Raw genomic sequence first — 15,684 nt, 5'->3', positions numbered from 1 at the left:
CTCGCTGCCGGCATTCCTTGCATGCGCCTCGCGCATGCAAGGAATGCACGCCGGACCTTCAGTGCGAGATCATCCAGGGCCGCCGCGACGGGGCCGATTTCGCACCGTTCGACGCGGTCTGCGTGGCACTGCGCCGCGACGATACCGAACAGCAACCGCAGCCCGAGGGATGCCGCAGCCGCGCGTAGTCGCGCGAGCTCGCGGGCTCGTGCCGCGCGCGTTCGTTGGTGGCCATCGCATGGCGCGTGTCGGCGGCCATGAGCGCCAGGCGCGGCGCGGCCGTGAACACGCGCGGCGAGGCCGTGCCGCAATCGGGGCAGGCAGCGGGCTCGTCGCGTTGGCCCGAAGGCCGCAGCGATTCGAAGCCGCCGCACTGCCCGCAGGCGTAGTCGTAGGTCGGCATGGCTTCAACGCAGGTCGTGCGACAGCGGCATGTCAATGCTGCCGTCGATGAACTTCACCGGGCCCGAGGCGTTCGGGTTGATGTCGAAGTCGAAGATGCCCGTGGGCAGCCACAGCGTGGCGCACGAATTGGGCACGTCGACCACGCCGCTGATGTGGCCCTGCACGGGCGCGGTGCCCAGGATCGAATAGGCCTGCGCGCCCGAGTAGCCGAACTTCTTCAGGTACTCGATGGCATTGAGGCACGCCTGGCGGTAGGCCACGTTCACGTCCAGGTAGTGCTGCTTGCCGCTCTCGTCGACGGAGATGCCCTCGAAGATCAGGTAATCGTTGTACTGCGGCGTGATCGGGCTGGGCTTGAAGATCGGGTTCTTGATGCCGTACTTGGCCATGCCGCCCTTGATGAGCGTGACCTTCATGTGCACCCAGCCGGCCATTTCGATGGCGCCGCAGAAGGTGATCTCGCCATCGCCCTGGCTGAAGTGCAGGTCGCCCACGCTCAGGCCCGCGCCGTCGACGTACACGGGGAAGAACACCTTCGAGCCGCGCGACAGGTCCTTGATGTCGCAGTTGCCGCCATGCTCGCGCGGCGGCACGGTGCGCGCGCCTTCCGCTGCGGCCTTCGCCCTCGCCTCGCCCGTCATCTTGCCCATGTGGGCGGTGCCGGCGAACGGCGGGTTGGCCAGGCCGGGCACGCGGTCCGGGTCGGTGGCGATGAGTGCTTTCTCGCGCTCGTTCCACATGTCGAGCATCGGCTTGTCGGGCAGGCAGCCGATCAGGCCGGGGTGGATCAGGCCCGCGAAGTTGACGCCCGGGATGTGGCGTGAACTCGTGAACATGCCCTTGAAGTCCCAGATCGATTTCTGCGCTTCGGGGAAGTGATCGGTGAGGAAACCGCCGCCGTTCTTCTTCGAGAAGAAGCCGTTGAAGCCCCACAGGCTGTCCTGCTTGGCACCGATGTCGAGCAGGTCGACCACCAGCAGGTCGCCGGGCTGGGCACCCTTCACGCCCACCGGGCCCGAGAGGTAGTGCACCGTGCTCAGGTCGATGTCGCGCACGTCGTCGGCGCTGTCGTTGTTCTTGATGAAGCCACCGGTCCAGTCGAAGGTTTCGAGGATGAAGTCGTCGCCCGGGTTGACCCAGCAGGCCATCGGAATGTCCGGGTGCCAGCGGTTGTGGATGTTCTCGTTCTCTGTGGGCGGCTTGGTCAGGTCGACCTTGATCAGCGTGTCCGTCATGTGCAGTGGCTCCTGGTTGGTGGGTGGTTAGACAGAGAGATAGGCCTTGATGTGATCGACATCGGTCTTGTCGCGCGCGGTCTCGTGCACGAGGCGGCCGCCTTCGATGACGAACAGCCGGTCGGCCACGTCCATCGCGAAGCTCAGCACCTGCTCGGACACGACGATGGTGATGCCGCGCAGCTTGCGGATCTCGTTGAGCGCCTTGGCGATGTCCTTGATGATCGAAGGCTGGATGCCTTCGGTGGGCTCGTCGAGCAGCAGCACCTTGGGGTCGGTGACGAGGGCGCGCGCAATGGCGAGCTGCTGCTGCTGGCCGCCGGAGAGGTTGCCGCCCTTGCGGCTCTTCATGTCCCACAGCACGGGGAAGAGCGCGTAGATTTCTTCGGGGATGCGGCGGGTCTTCGAGTTCTCCAGGCCGGTCTGGATGTTCTCTTCCACCGTCAGCGTCGGGAAGATCATGCGGCCCTGCGGCACGTAGGCGATGCCCTTGGCCACGCGGCGAAAGCTCTCGTCGCGCGACACGTCCTGCCCCGCGACCTCGATGCGCCCGCTCTTGATCGGCAGCACGCCCATGAGGCTCTTGAACAGCGTGGTCTTGCCCATGCCGTTGCGGCCCATGATGGCGATGGTTTCGTTGGCATGGCCCACGAACGAGATGCCGTGCAGCGCCTCGCTCTGGCCGTAGGCGGTGTGCAGGTCGTCGACCTTCAGCATGATGGTGCTCATGGTTCAGTGACCCAGATAAACGTCGATGACCTTCGGGTCGGCCTGCACCTTCTCCATCGGCCCTTCGGCGAGGATCTTTCCCTGGTGCATCACGGTGACCTTGTGTGCGATCTGCTTGACGAAGGCCATGTCGTGCTCGATGACGATCACGGCGCGGTTGCGGCAGATGCGCTGGAGCAGGTCGGCCGTGAGCTCGCGTTCGCGCGCGCTCATGCCGGCAATGGGCTCGTCGAGCATCAGCAGCTCGGGCTCCTGCATCAGCAGCATGCCGATCTCCAGCCACTGCTTCTGGCCGTGGCTCAGGAGGCCCGCTTCGGTGCCGAGCTTGTCGGCCAGGCCGATCTCCGTGGCGATGGCCTGCACCTTGCCCTTGACCTCGTCGTCGCACTGGAAGGCCAGCGCGCCGAACACCGAGCGCCCTTTCGGAAAGGACACCTCCAGGTTCTGGAACACGCTCAGGTTCTCGTAGATCGACGGCGTCTGGAACTTGCGGCCGATGCCCAGCCGCACGCGCTTGTGCTCGGCCATCTTCGTGAGCTCGGTGTTCTTGAACTTGATGCTGCCGGCGCTGGCGCGCGTCTTGCCGCAGATCAGGTCGAGCAGCGTGGTCTTGCCGGCGCCGTTGGGGCCGATGATCACGCGCAGCTCGTTGCGGTCGATGTACAGCGTCAGGTCGTCGATGGCCTTGAAGCCGTCGAAGGAGACGCTGAGGTCTTCCACGGCGAGGGCGAAGTCGGTGTTGCTCATGGGGTGGGGGCTCCGGTGTCGGTCAGGCGCGCTGGCGGCCGATGCCTTCGGGCAGCGCGGGCTCGGCCTGCGGCGCGGCGACGGGTGAAGGCGCTGACACGGCGGCGGGCGGCGGCTTCGTCGCAGCGTCGCGCAGGGCCTGGCGGCGCGAGGCCCACCACGGCTTGATCGTGTCTTCCCACAGGCCCGCCAGGCCCATCGGGAAGGCCATGGTCACGCCGATGAAGAGCGCGGCCATCAGGAACAGCCACAGGTCTGGAAAGCTCTCGGAGAACAGCGTCTTGCCCGCGTTCACCAGCAGCGCGCCGTACACCGCGCCCACCAGGCTCATGCGGCCGCCGACGGCGCAGAAGATCACCATCTCGATCGAGGGCACGATGCCCACGAAGCTCGGCGACATGAAGCCCACCTGCAGCGCGAACATCGCGCCGCCGATGCCCGAGAGCCCGGCCGCCAGGCAGAAGGTGAAGACCTTGAAGTTCGACACGTCGTAGCCCGAGAAGCGCACGCGGTCTTCCTTGTCGCGCATCGCCAGCAGCAGCGTGCCCAGCTTGCTGGTCTGCACCCAGCGGCACAGCAGGATGCTGGCCACCAGCAGGCCCACGCATACGTAGTAGAGGATGTACTTGGCGCTGTCGGTGCGCGTGTCCCAGCCCAGCAGCGTCTTCAGATCGGTCATGCCGTTCACGCCGCCCGTGTAGCCCTGCTGGCCGATGATGAGCACGGTGCAGATGAGCGCCACCGCCTGCGTGATGATCGCGAAGTACACGCCGCCCACGCGGCGCTTGAACATCGCGAAGCTGATGAGCCAGGCCAGCGCCATCGGCGCGAGCACCACGAGAGCGAGGCTTAGCGGCAGGCTCTTGAACGGCAGCCACAGCGCGGGCAGCTCGGTGATCTGGTTCCAGTCCATGAAATCCGGGATGCCGGGCGTCGACTGGATCTTGGTGGTGATGGGGTCGGAGGCTTCGAGCTTGAGGAACATCGCCATCGCATAGCCGCCGATGCCGAAGAACACGCCCTGCCCCAGGCTCAGCACGCCGCCGTAGCCCCACACCATGACGAGCCCCACGGCCACGAAGGCATAGCTGAGGTACTTGCCCACGAGGTTGAGGCGGAAGATGTCGAGCGACAGCGGCAGCACCACCGCGAGCAGCACCAGCAGCAGCAGGAGGCTGCCGAGCTGGTAGCGCCGGATCGAGGCCTTGAGGAAATTCATCGGGAGGTTCTCCGGGAAGGAATCGGGTTCAGCGACGCACCTTGACTGCGAACAAGCCTTGGGGGCGCATCATCAGGATCAGCACGATCAAAGACAGCGTCAGCACCTTGGCCATCGAGCCGGTCATGAAGAACTCCGAGATCGACTGCGTCTGCGCAATGCCGAAGGCCGAGACCACGGTGCCCAGCAGGCTGGCCGCGCCGCCGAAGGTGACGACCAGGAAGGCGTCGACGATGTACAGCGACCCCGAGGTCGGCCCGGTCGAGCCGATGGTGGTGAAGGCCGCGCCGGCCACGCCGGCGATGCCGCAGCCGATGGCGAAGGTGAGGCGGTCGGTCTTCTTGGTGTCGATGCCGGTGGCGTTGGCCATGGTGCGGTTGGCCACGGTGGCGCGCACCCGCAGGCCCCAGCGGCTCTTGTGCAAGGCGATGAGCACGCCGCCCGTGACCAGCGCGGTGAGCGCCAGCACGAAGAGGCCGTTGATCGGAATGTCCAGGCCTTCGTGCGGCGTCCACGAGCCCATGAGCCACTCGGGCAGCGTGGGGCTCACTTCCTTCGGGCCGATGAAGGTGCGGAAGATCTGCTGCAGGCCCAGGCTCACGCCCCAGGTGGCGAGCAGCGTGTCGAGCGGTCGCTTGTAGAGGTGGCGGATCAGCGCCCACTCCACGAGCCAGCCGGCGATGAAGGCGAACACGAAGGCCAGCCCGATCGCGATCGGAAAGTAATACGGCATGAGCGAAGGCGCCATGCGTTCGGTCACCTGCGCGGCCAGGAAGATCGAGTAGGCGCCGATGGTCATGAACTCGCCATGCGCCATGTTGATCACGCCCATTTGCCCGAAGATGATCGCGAGCCCGAGGCCCATGAGCAGCAGCACCGCGAAGAGGCTCAGCCCCGCGAAGCCCTGCATGAGGCCGATGTTCATCATGTCCGACAGAGTCATGGCAACGTGTTCCGGTGTTGGGTGTTGGCCCCTTCCCCCTCTGGGGGAAGGTTGGGATGGGGGCTCAGCGGCACTGGCATGCGCAAGGCTTCATCAACGGCCGCTTGCCCCCACCCCTGCCCTCCCCCAGAGGGGGAGGGAGAAATGCAAGCGTTACTGGTAGCCCTTCGGGAACGGATCGGGCTTGATCAGTTCGCCCGATTCAGCGACCACCTTGAAGCTGCCATCCAGCTGCCCCTGCCCGATGCGCGCCTTGCTCCACAGGTGGTGGTTCGCATCCAGCTTCACGTAGCCTTCCGGCGCCGTCTTCAGCTCGATGCCCGGCGACGCCGCCACCACCTTGTCGATGTCGAAGCTGCCGGCCTTCTCCACCGCGGCCTTCCACAGCCACGGGCCCAGGTAGCCCGCCTGCGTCACGTCGCCGATCACCGCGTCCTTGCCGTACTTGGCCTTGAAGGCGGCCACGAACTTCTTGTTGTTCTCGTTGTCCAGCGTCTGGAAGTACTTCATCGACGAGTAGAAGCCCGCGAAGTTCTCGCCGCCCACGCCGGTCATCTCGTCTTCGGTCACGGCCAGCGTCAGCAGGAACTGCTTGTCGCCCGTGATGCCCGCGGCCTTGAGCTGCTTGTAGAAGGCCACGTTCGAGCCGCCCACCACCGCCGCGAAGATGCAGTCGGGCTTGGCGACCTTGATCTTGTTGATCAGCGAGTTGAAGTTGGTGTGGCCCAGCGGGTAGTACTCCTCGCCCTTGACCGAACCCTTCTGGAAGTTCTCGATGTGCTTGCGTGCGATCTTCATCGAGGTGCGCGGCCAGATGTAGTCGGAGCCGACCAGGAAGAAGGTCTTGGCCTTCTTCTCCTTCGCGCCCCAATCGAGCCCCCAGATGATCTGCTGCGTGGCCTCCTGCCCCGTGTAGATCACGTTCTTGCTCTGCTCCAGGCCTTCGTAGAAGGTCGGGTAGTACAGGAGGCCGTTCTCTTTCTCGAACACCGGCAGCACGGCCTTGCGCGAGGCGCTGGTCCAGCAGCCGAACACGGCCGCGACCTTGTCGTTGACCAGCAGCTTCTTCGACTTCTCGGCGAAGGTGGGCCAGTCGGAGGCGCCGTCTTCCTTGATGACCTTGATCTTGCGGCCCAGGATGCCGCCCATGGCGTTGATCTGGTCGATGGCGAGTTGCTCGGCCTGGATCGAGCCGGTCTCCGAAATGGCCATGGTGCCGGTGGACGAATGCAGCTGGCCTACCGTGACCTCGGTGTCGGTCACCGCGAGCTTGGTGGTGTTGACCTTGGCCGTGGGGAACTGACCCTGGCCGAAGCTCAGGCCGCTCAGGCCCATCACGGGCAACGCGGCGGCGCCCTGCAGCAGGCGGCGGCGGCGCAGTGCCATGGCATCGAGGGAAGAAGGATCGGAATCACGCGACATCAGGAACTCCAGGCAGGTTGAAAGAAGAGTGAGCCGCGCACCATCGCAGTGCATCGGACGGTGCTGCGAGCACCATGGCTGGTACTTTAGAAATCACTTGCGTACTCGCGAATACGTCATTCAACGTAGCGATGCGCCCCTGCCCGGGCCGCAGACTCGCGAGCAGACAAGGCACGGGACAGCAGGGAGCGCTTCTTGCTGTACCTGCCGCATGCCACCGTTGCCGCCGCCGCGAGAACCCGCCATGACATCCGTCTCCGGACAGAAGATCTTTCGCATCCGCCGCGACTACAACGCCTGGGTCGCGAACGAAACGCTGGAGGACTACGCGCTGCGCTACACGCCGCGCAGCTTTCGCAAGTGGTCGGAGTTCCGCGTGGCCAACGCGGCCTTCGGCGCCACCTCGTTCCTGGCGCTGGAGGCCATCGGCGGCGCCATCGCACTGAGCTACGGCTTCTCGAACGCGCTGTGGGCGATCCTGGTGGTGGGGCTCATCACCTTCCTCACGGGCCTGCCGATCTCGTACTACGCGGCGCGCCACGGCGTGGACATGGACCTGCTCACGCGCGGCGCGGGCTTCGGCTACCTGGGCTCCACGCTCACCTCGCTGATCTACGCGAGCTTCACCTTCATCTTCTTCGCGCTCGAGGCCGCCATCCTCGCGCTGGCGCTGCAGATGTACCTGGACTGGCCGCTGTGGCTGCTCTACCTGGTGTCGTCGATCGTGATCATTCCGCTGGTGGCACGCGGCATCACGCTCATCTCGGGGCTGCAGCTGTGGACGCAGCCGATCTGGATCGTGCTGTTCGTCTGCCCCTTCATCGCGGTGATGGTGAAGAAGCCCGAGCTGTATGCCGACTTCACCAGCCTCGTGGGCCGCACCTCCGACAGCAGCGGCTTCGATCCGCTGATGTTCGGCGCGGCCGCCACGGTGGCCTTCTCGCTCGTGGTGCAGATCGGCGAGCAGGTCGACTACCTGCGCTTCCTGCCCGAGAAGACCGCCGCCAACCGCGGCCGCTGGTGGACCGCGGTGCTGGTCGCCGGGCCGGGCTGGATCGTGCCGGGCATGCTGAAGATGATGGGCGGCGCGTTCCTGGCCTTCCTGGCGCTGCAGCACGAGATACCGGCCAACCACGCGATCGAGCCGACGCAGATGTACCTCACGGGCTTCTCGTACGTGCTGCGCGACCCGGCCTGGGTGCTGGGCATCACGGTGCTGTTCGTGGTCGTGTCGCAGATGAAGATCAACCTGACCAACGCCTATGCGGGCTCGCTGGCGTGGTCGAACTTCTTCGCGCGGCTCACGCACAGCCATCCGGGGCGCGTGGTGTGGCTGGTGTTCAACGTGGCCATCGCGATCCTGCTGATGGCGCTGGGCGTGTTCGCCGCGCTGGAACACGTGCTGGGCTTCTACAGCAACATCGCCATCGCCTGGGTCGGCGCACTGGTGGCCGACCTCGTCATCAACAAGCCGCTGGGGTGGAGCCCGAAGACCATCGAGTTCAAGCGCGCGCACCTGTACGACATCAACCCCGTGGGCCTGGTCGCGATGCTGGTGGCGGCGGCGCTGGCGATGCTGGCCTATTCGGGCGCGCTCGGTCAGTGGGCGCGGGCCTTCTCGCCCTTCATTGCGCTGGCGACCGCCATGGCTGTGTCCCCGCTGCTGGCCTGGAAGACGCGCGGGCGCTACTACCTGGCACGCACCGACATCGACCGCTGGACGCCCGGCCAGAGCGTGAAGTGCTCGGTGTGCGACAACAGCTTCGAGTCGGAAGACATGGCGCACTGCCCGGCCTATAGCGCACCGATCTGCTCGCTGTGCTGCACGCTCGAATCGCGCTGCCACGACCGCTGCAAGACCGACTCGCGCGCCGCCGAGCAGATGAGCGGCTGGCTGCAGGCGCTGCTGCCACCGGCGCTGTCGGCGCGGCTGAACTTCCGCGTCGCGCACTACCTGCTGGTCGCCACCTCGCTGATCGCGCTCTTGGCCACGGTGGTGGGCGTGGTCTACGCGCAGGAGGCCATCGCGGGCACCATCGATTCAGCGATGGCGACAGCCTTTTTGAAAGTGTTCGCGCTGCTCTCGGTGGTGGCGGCGGTGGCCGCGTGGTGGGTGGTGCTGGGCAGCGAGAGCCGGCAGATGGCGCAGGAGGAATCGAACCGCCACAACAACCTGCTCGCGCTCGAAATCGAGGCGCACCGCCGCACCGACGCCGCGCTGCAGACCGCCAAGGAGGCCGCCGAAGCCGCCAACCAGGCCAAGACGCGCTACGTGGCCGGCATGACGCACGAACTGCGCACGCCGCTCAACAGCATCCTGGGCTACTCGCAGATCCTGCTCAAGGGCGGCGACGCGGCCCTGCCACCCCGCGAGGCGGTGCAGACCATCCACCGCAGCGGCGAGCACATGCTGGGCCTCATCGACGGGCTGCTCGACCTGGCGCGCATCGAGGCCGGCCGGCTGCAGCTGGAGCCCTCGCCGCTGGCGCTGCCGGCCTTTCTCGACCAGGTGGTGCAAATGGTGCGCCCGCAGGCCGAGGCCAAGGGCCTGGCGTTCGTCTACACGCATGCGGGCCAGCTGCCGCCGTGGGTGCATGCCGACGTGAAGTGGTTGCGCCAGATCCTCATCAACCTGCTGACCAACGCCGTGCGCTTCACCGACAGCGGAACGGTCACGCTGCATGTGGACGCGCGGCGCGAGGTGCTGCGCTTCGACGTGGTCGACACCGGCATCGGCGTGGCACCGCAGGACCGCCAGCGCATCTTTTTGCCCTTCGAGCGCGGCGCCGCGGGCCGCCGGCGCGGCGAGCCGGGCACGGGGTTGGGTTTGACCATCACGGGGTTGCTCACCTCGCTCATGGGCGGCGAGCTCAAGCTGGCGTCCACCTCGTCGGCGGGCAGCACCTTCAGCGTGCGCGTGTACCTGCGTGAGGTGGCTGACCCCGGCCCGCAGGCGGGCTCACGCGAGCCGGTGTCGGGCTACCTGGGCGAGCGCCGCACGCTGCTGGTGGTGGACGACCAGCCGGTGCAGCGCCAGATGCTCGCCGGCATGCTCGCGCCGCTGGGCTTCACGGTGCGCGAGGCGGCCAGCGGCACCGAGTGCCTGGACAGCCTGCGCGAAGAGCTGCCCTCGGCCATCCTGCTGGACCTGACGATGGACGACATGGACGGCTGGCAGACCGCGCGCTCGGTGCGGGCCTCGGGCTTCGCCGAGCTGCCGATCATCATCGTCTCGGCCAACATGTTCGAGAACCAGGCCGACCGGCTGCGCGCCGCGGGCTGCCAGGCCTTCGTGGGCAAGCCGGTGATCGAGTCGGAACTCATCGCCACACTGGAGCGGCACCTGGGCCTCGAATGGCTGGCCATCGGCGACGCCCTGCCGCCGCCCGCCGACCCCGACACGAACCCGGTGCGCCCGCCCCTGCTCGCACTCGGCGAAGACGACCGCGCCAACCTGATGCGCCTGGTGCAGATGGGCCATGTGCGCGGCCTGCACACCGCGCTCGACCGGCTGGCCGCGGCCTCGCCCGCCGCGGCAGCCACCTGCACCTGGCTGCGCGGCATGGTCGCGCGCTTCGAACTCGACACCCTCCGCAACGCACTGGCAGAAGATGCAGACACTCCCCTCGCCCGGTCATGAATCCGAACGCCCCGTCGTGCTGGTGGTGGACGACGCCCCCAGCAGCCTGGGCATGCTGTGCGACACGCTCGAGGCCAGCGGCTACACCGTGCTGGTGGCGGCCGACGGCGAGGCCGCGCTGCAGCGGCTCGAGCTGGTGGTGCCCGACGCGATATTGCTCGACGGCCTGATGCCCGGCCTCTCGGGCTTCGAGACCTGCCGGCGCATCAAGGCCAACGCGGCGCTGGCGCACATTCCGGTGCTGTTCATGACCGGCCTGTCGGAAACCGCGCACGTGGTCGAGGGCTTCGAGTGCGGCGGCGTCGACTACGTGGTGAAGCCGATCCGCGCGCAGGAGGTGCTGGCGCGGCTGCACACCCACACGCGCAACGCCCGCATCACGCGCATGGCACGCGACGCGGTCGACGTGGCGGGCATGGGCGTGGTGTTCGTCGACACGCGCGGGCGCATCGCCTGGCGCTCGCCGCAGGCCGCGCTGTGGCTGCATGCGCTCGAAGACCCGGTGGCGCCGGGGCGCCTGCCTGCCTCGGTGGAGCCCGCGCTGGCGCCCGGTGCGTCGATCGCCATCGGCACCGCCACGGGCATGCGCCTGTCGGTGCGCAACCTGGGCGCGGCGGCGCTGGGCGAGACCATGCTGCTGTTCGCCCTCCAGCGCGAAGGCCCGGCCGCGCGCCTGGCCGACGCGGCCCTCACGCCGCGCGAGACCGAGGTGCTGTCCTGGCTCGCCAAGGGCAAGACCAACCGCGACATCGGCGAGATCCTGGGCACCAGCCCACGCACGGTGAACAAGCACCTGGAGCACATCTTCGAGAAGCTGGGCGTGGAGACCCGCGCGGCGGCTGCGGCACTGGCGAGCGGCATGTAAACCCCCACGGGGTAACCGCCCCCGCGGCGCTGGGCTATCGCCCCCCAAAGGCGCCGGTTGCGCTCAGAATGCGAAAGCCACAGGAGAGAGACATGCTTTCAAGCCTGCTGACCTTCCCGCCCCGCGAAAGCGCCTACCGGCGCAAGTTCCTGAACAACACGGACGAGAACCTCTTCATGGGGTCGTTCGAGAGCTTCGAGGCGGCCGAGGCCGGCGCGCCACCCACCAAGGCCGTCGGCTACGCCAACGCCGACGCGGGCGAGCTCTACAGCCCGCAGATCTATTTCTACGACTACCCCGGCCTCTTCTGGCTGGGCCGCTCCATCGACGCGGGCCTGACGCGCGTGTTCGACCTGGGCGGGCACGTCGGCATCAAGTACTACGCCTTCCGGCGCGTGCTGAGCTACCCCGACACCCTGCGCTGGACGGTGTGCGACGTGCCCGGCGTGGTCGAGAGCGGCCGCGCGATGGCCGTCAAGCGCGAGGCGACCGCGCAGCTCGGCTTCACCACCGACTACCGCGATGCGAGCGGCTGCGACGTGCTGTATGTGTCGGGCAGCCTGCAGTACCTGCCGATGCGCATGGACGCGATTCTTTCCGCGCTCGCCGTGAAGCCCCGGCGCATCGTCATGAACACCACGGCCGTGCACCCCGAGCGCACGATCTACACGCTCAACAGCATCGGCGTGGCCGTGTGCGCCTACCGCATCCAGCACCACGACGAGCTGCTGGCCGACCTGGCACGCGCCGGCTACCGCAAGCGCGACGTGTGGCGCAACGAGGGCAAGCCGATCGAGGTGCCCTTCGTCGATGGCGGCGACAAGCCGTACTACGCGGGCTGTTGCTTCGACCTGATCGCCTGATTCGACCTCGTCGCCTTGCGGGTGCGACCCTATCGCACCTCGTAGTCTTCCATCGGCTTGTCGCTGGGGTTGGCCCAGGCGGCCCTGGTCAGGGCGCTGGCCGGCAGCCCCACCTTCGCGCCGTGCGGCGCAATGGGTTGCATGAACCACTTGTCGTAGATTCGCGCGGCCTCCCCGCTCCTTGCCAACGCCAGGACGCTTTGATCGACCAGCTTCTTGAACGCGGCATCGCCCTTGGGAATCATGATCGCGATCGGCTCGACGCTGAGCACCTGGTCGAGCAAGCGGTACTGCGCGGGCTCCTTGCTCCTGGAAATCAAGGTGGCAAGGATCTGCCCGTCGGCGACGAAGCCCTCCGCGCGGCCCGATTCGAGCAGCAGGAACCCTTCGCTGTTGTCCTTGGCGTACACCTGCGCGATCTCAGGGGCGTTGTCGCGCTTGAGTTTTCTCAGCAGCTGGACGGAGGTGCTCCCCGTCGTGACGGCCACCGCCTTGCCGGCGAGCTGAGCCGCCGAAGCAACGCCGGATGTCGCCTTGACCGCGATGCGAACCCCCTCGACATAGAGCGTCGGGGCGAACGCGACGTCTTTCTGGCGCGCCGCATTGTTGGTCGTGGTGCCGCACTCGATGTCGACCGTTCCGTTCTGCACGAGCGGCATGCGGTTCTGCGGCGTGACGAGCTGGTACTTCACGTGGATCTTGCCGATCTGCAACGCCTTCCCGATGTCGGCAATGACACGTTCGCAGACCTCGACGTGAAAGCCCGTGTAGCCGCCGGGCCCCAGGGTGAAGGACATGGCGCCCGAGGCGTCGCGCACGCCCATGGTGATGGCGCCGGACTCCCTGATCTTCTTCAGCACGTCGGTTTGGGCGGATGCACGCCCGGCGCTCAGCAGGAGCGCCGCGGCCGTTGCGGCAGCCAGAAGGCAGTGGGTTGTTTTCACGTCGGCGCTTTCAGACGGCGAACAGCGAATCCAGGTCCGCAAAGGACTTCAGCTCGATGGCGTTGCCCGACGGGTCGAGAAAGAACATCGTCGCCTGTTCGCCGGGCTCGCCCTTGAACCGGATGTAGGGCTCGATCACGAATTTCGTCTGGCGTGCGATGAGCTTGTCGGCCATTGCCTGCCACAGGTCCATCGGCAGCACGGCGCCGAAGTGACGCACGGGCACGTCGTGGCCGTCCACGGCGCTGTGCGTCTTGTGGCCGCATTCGTCGGGCGCCAGGTGCGCCACGATCTGGTGGCCGTGGAAGTTGAAGTCGACCCACTCGGTCGAGCTGCGGCCTTCGGGACATTCGAGCAACTCGCCGTAGAAGGCGCGCGCCTCGGCGATGTCGCGCACGGGAAAGGCCAGGTGGAACGGGATGCGTGCAGTGGGGGTGCTCATGGGGTTCATCGATCAAGGAGTTCAGGGTGAGCAAACTCTAAGCAGCGGGCCACATAACCGAAAACGATATATTTCATCGCTGAGCACCACCCATTTCGATGAATCCCAAATGATCACCGAGCTTCGAACCTTCATCGCCGTGTGTCGCCACGGCACATTCGCCGCGGCGGGAGAGCGCATCGGCCTCACGCAATCGGCCGTCAGCAGCCAGATCAAGCGCCTCGAGGAATCCCTGGGGTTCCCGCTCTTCGACCGCACGGGCCGCTCTGCCACCTTGAATGCGGCGGGCGAGACCACGCTGGGGCGGGCGGAAGAAATCTGCGGCCTCTACGCCAAGCTCGGCGAGTTGCCCGACGACGCTGCGAACGCCGGGCTGCTGCGCATCGGCGCCATCGCGTCCGCGCAGCCGACACTGGTGGCGCGGGCGCTCGAAAAACTGCGCGCCGGCTTCCCCCTGCTGCGCGTGCACATCTCGCCCGGCGTGTCGATGCGGCTCATGGACGACCTGGACGCCGGCAGCATCGATGCGGCCGTGATCATCCGGCCGCCTTTCGGCATTCTTCCCGAGCTGACGTGGCAGACCCTGGTGCGCGAGCCCTATGTGCTCATTGCCCCCGCGAGCGTGCCGGGCAGGAACTGGCGCACCCTGCTGCACGAACAGCCGTTCCTGCGCTACGACCGCGCATCGTTCGGCGGGCGCATGGTCGAACGATTCCTCCAGCGCGAAGGCCTCGTGGTCAGCGACGCCATCGAGGTCGACGAAATCTCCGGGCTCATCCACCTGGCCTCCAAGGGCCTGGGCGTTGCGCTCGTGCCGTGGGTCGAGGCCCACCTGCCGCTGCCGCCGGGCGTGCGCATGCTGTCCCTCGGCGAGGCCACGTTCCATCGCGAGATCGGCCTCCTGCAGCGCAAGCCACGCGCCAGCCCGCCCCTCGTCGCGCAGTTTGCGCAGTGCCTGCGGGACGCGACCGAACCTGCGAAGGCTGGGCGAAAGAAAGCCTTGACGACCTCCAAAAAGATATTAAAGTGATATCACTTTCAACAGGAGGCCTTCATGCACGAGCAGACCCCGTCCATCCCTCGCCCGGTCCGCAGGGAGCGGCCGTACCGGTCCGTCAACGGATACGGCATCGTCGCCGTGGCGCTGCTGATCCTTGCGGTCGGCGCCTGGGTTCTCGTGCGGCGGATGATGCCGCTGCCCCTGAGCATCTTGCTGATCGTCGTCGGCGTCACGCTGCTGCCGGGCCTGTACATGCTCAAGCCCAACGAGGGCATCATCCTCACGCTCTTCGGCAAGTACCAGGGCACCGACCGCAGCGAGGGCCTGTGCTGGACCAACCCGTTCCAGTCGGGCCAGAAGATCTCGCTGCGCGCGCGCAACCTCAACACGCCGCCGCTGAAGGTGAACGACAAGCGCGGCAACCCGGTGGAGATCGGCGCGGCCGTGGTCTGGCGCGTGCACGACACGGCGCAGGCCGTGTTCGAGATCGACGACTACAACAAGTTCGTCGCCATCCAGTCCGAAGCCGCCATCCGCCACCTGGCCACGCTCTACGCCTACGACAGCGGCGACGACCTGCAAAGCGACGAGGTCACGCTGCGCGCAGGGCTCGACGTGGTGGCCGACGCCCTCAAGGCCGAGCTGAACCAGCGCTTTGCCAGCGCCGGCGTCGAGGTGCTCGACGCCAAGCTCACGCACCTGGCCTACGCGCCCGAGATCGCCCAGGTGATGCTGCGGCGTCAGCAGGCCGTGGCCATCGTGAGCGCGCGGCACCAGATCGTGGCGGGCGCGGTGGGCATGGTCGAGGCCGCCCTCAAGGGGCTGTCGGAGCGCAACCTCGTCGTGCTCGACGACGAGCGCAAGGCCTCGATGGTGTCGAACCTGTTGGTGGTACTGTGCTCGGACCGCGAAACCCAGCCCGTGGTCAACACGGGCACGCTCTACACCTGATGCATCCACGGCTCCCGTTCACCGCCGCCACGTCGTTGTTCCCTGATGGCCAGTCCCGGTAAGAAGTCCTACCCGCTGCGCATCGATCCGGCCCTGTGGGCCGAGATCGAGCGGCTGGCGGCCCAGGAGCTGCGCAGCGCGAACGCGCAGGTCGAGTTCCTGCTGCGCGAAGGGCTCGCGAAGCGGGGGCGCCTGCCGGCGGCGGTTGCGCCCGCCAAGGACAGCGGCAAGCCGCCCACCCGATAGCCATCGCCAGGCCTTCCCGCAAGCGGGCTCCCG

General features: G+C 67.1%; 15 protein-coding genes. 6 read left to right on the top strand and 9 right to left on the bottom strand.

The genetic code is table 11. The annotated features are described in order from the left end of the window. Window positions 1-58: 58 nt before the first annotated feature. The 7 genes from AC3WQM_RS10505 to urtA form a co-directional block, all read right to left on the bottom strand. Window positions 59-403: a zinc ribbon domain-containing protein gene (locus AC3WQM_RS10505; protein WP_492678529.1), complete on the bottom strand. Its 345-nt coding sequence runs from the start codon at window positions 401-403 to the stop codon at window positions 59-61. A 4-nt stretch (window positions 404-407) separates the two neighbouring features. Further along, window positions 408-1,640, bottom strand: coding sequence for a formamidase (gene fmdA / locus AC3WQM_RS10500; RefSeq protein ID WP_369632566.1), 1,233 nt, complete (start codon window positions 1,638-1,640; stop codon window positions 408-410). A gap of 27 nt (window positions 1,641-1,667) precedes the next feature. Then, on the bottom strand, window positions 1,668-2,357 hold the full coding sequence (gene urtE, locus AC3WQM_RS10495) for an urea ABC transporter ATP-binding subunit UrtE (RefSeq protein ID WP_070060401.1): 690 nt from the start codon (window positions 2,355-2,357) through the stop codon (window positions 1,668-1,670). Between the two features lie 15 nt (window positions 2,358-2,372). Beyond that, entirely contained in the window at window positions 2,373-3,116 is a 744-nt protein-coding gene (gene urtD / locus AC3WQM_RS10490; protein WP_095744996.1) for an urea ABC transporter ATP-binding protein UrtD, read from the bottom strand. 22 nt (window positions 3,117-3,138) lie between these two features. After that, window positions 3,139-4,335, bottom strand: a complete 1,197-nt coding sequence (gene urtC / locus AC3WQM_RS10485; protein WP_492678527.1) for an urea ABC transporter permease subunit UrtC — start codon at window positions 4,333-4,335, stop codon at window positions 3,139-3,141. Between the two features lie 28 nt (window positions 4,336-4,363). After that, complete coding sequence (gene urtB / locus AC3WQM_RS10480) at window positions 4,364-5,278, bottom strand: urea ABC transporter permease subunit UrtB (protein ID WP_354343384.1); 915 nt, start codon at window positions 5,276-5,278, stop codon at window positions 4,364-4,366. A 153-nt stretch (window positions 5,279-5,431) separates the two neighbouring features. Then, window positions 5,432-6,700 carry an urea ABC transporter substrate-binding protein gene (urtA, locus tag AC3WQM_RS10475; RefSeq protein WP_062478305.1) on the bottom strand — a complete coding sequence of 423 codons (1,269 nt, stop codon included), beginning with the start codon at window positions 6,698-6,700 and terminating at the stop codon, window positions 5,432-5,434. A gap of 244 nt (window positions 6,701-6,944) precedes the next feature. Here urtA and AC3WQM_RS10470 point away from each other — a divergent pair, with 244 nt between their 5' ends. From AC3WQM_RS10470 to AC3WQM_RS10460, 3 genes are all read left to right on the top strand, one after another. Next, window positions 6,945-10,340, top strand: a complete 3,396-nt coding sequence (locus AC3WQM_RS10470) for a hybrid sensor histidine kinase/response regulator (protein WP_492678525.1) — start codon at window positions 6,945-6,947, stop codon at window positions 10,338-10,340. Then, a complete protein-coding gene (locus AC3WQM_RS10465) occupies window positions 10,312-11,205 on the top strand; it encodes a response regulator transcription factor (protein ID WP_307693863.1) in 894 nt (297 codons plus the stop codon). The genes AC3WQM_RS10470 and AC3WQM_RS10465 overlap by 29 nt, the downstream gene beginning before the upstream one ends. Before the next feature lie 92 nt (window positions 11,206-11,297). After that, window positions 11,298-12,068 carry a TIGR04325 family methyltransferase gene (locus tag AC3WQM_RS10460; RefSeq protein WP_492678523.1) on the top strand — a complete coding sequence of 257 codons (771 nt, stop codon included), beginning with the start codon at window positions 11,298-11,300 and terminating at the stop codon, window positions 12,066-12,068. 29 nt (window positions 12,069-12,097) lie between these two features. On the opposite strand, the gene AC3WQM_RS10455 is transcribed toward AC3WQM_RS10460, so the two are convergent. Both AC3WQM_RS10455 and AC3WQM_RS10450 read right to left on the bottom strand, forming a co-directional pair. Next, window positions 12,098-13,012, bottom strand: a complete 915-nt coding sequence (locus AC3WQM_RS10455; RefSeq protein WP_492678521.1) for an amino acid ABC transporter substrate-binding protein — start codon at window positions 13,010-13,012, stop codon at window positions 12,098-12,100. Between the two features lie 10 nt (window positions 13,013-13,022). Next, window positions 13,023-13,454, bottom strand: coding sequence for a VOC family protein (locus tag AC3WQM_RS10450; protein ID WP_062474623.1), 432 nt, complete (start codon window positions 13,452-13,454; stop codon window positions 13,023-13,025). Between the two features lie 109 nt (window positions 13,455-13,563). Between AC3WQM_RS10450 and AC3WQM_RS10445 the strand changes: the two genes are divergently transcribed. The 3 genes from AC3WQM_RS10445 to AC3WQM_RS10435 are packed head-to-tail and all read left to right on the top strand — an operon-like array spanning window position 13,564 to window position 15,651. After that, window positions 13,564-14,484, top strand: a complete 921-nt coding sequence (locus AC3WQM_RS10445; protein ID WP_492678873.1) for a LysR family transcriptional regulator — start codon at window positions 13,564-13,566, stop codon at window positions 14,482-14,484. 24 nt (window positions 14,485-14,508) lie between these two features. Then, complete coding sequence (locus AC3WQM_RS10440; protein ID WP_492678519.1) at window positions 14,509-15,405, top strand: SPFH domain-containing protein; 897 nt, start codon at window positions 14,509-14,511, stop codon at window positions 15,403-15,405. 45 nt (window positions 15,406-15,450) lie between these two features. Beyond that, window positions 15,451-15,651, top strand: a complete 201-nt coding sequence (locus tag AC3WQM_RS10435) for a type II toxin-antitoxin system antitoxin (protein WP_492678517.1) — start codon at window positions 15,451-15,453, stop codon at window positions 15,649-15,651. Window positions 15,652-15,684: the final 33 nt, after the last annotated feature.

Source organism: Variovorax sp. FW301-JW7 (assembly GCF_058788795.1).
Note: the sequence above shows the minus strand (reverse complement) of the source record. Positions and strands in the feature narration are given on the sequence as shown.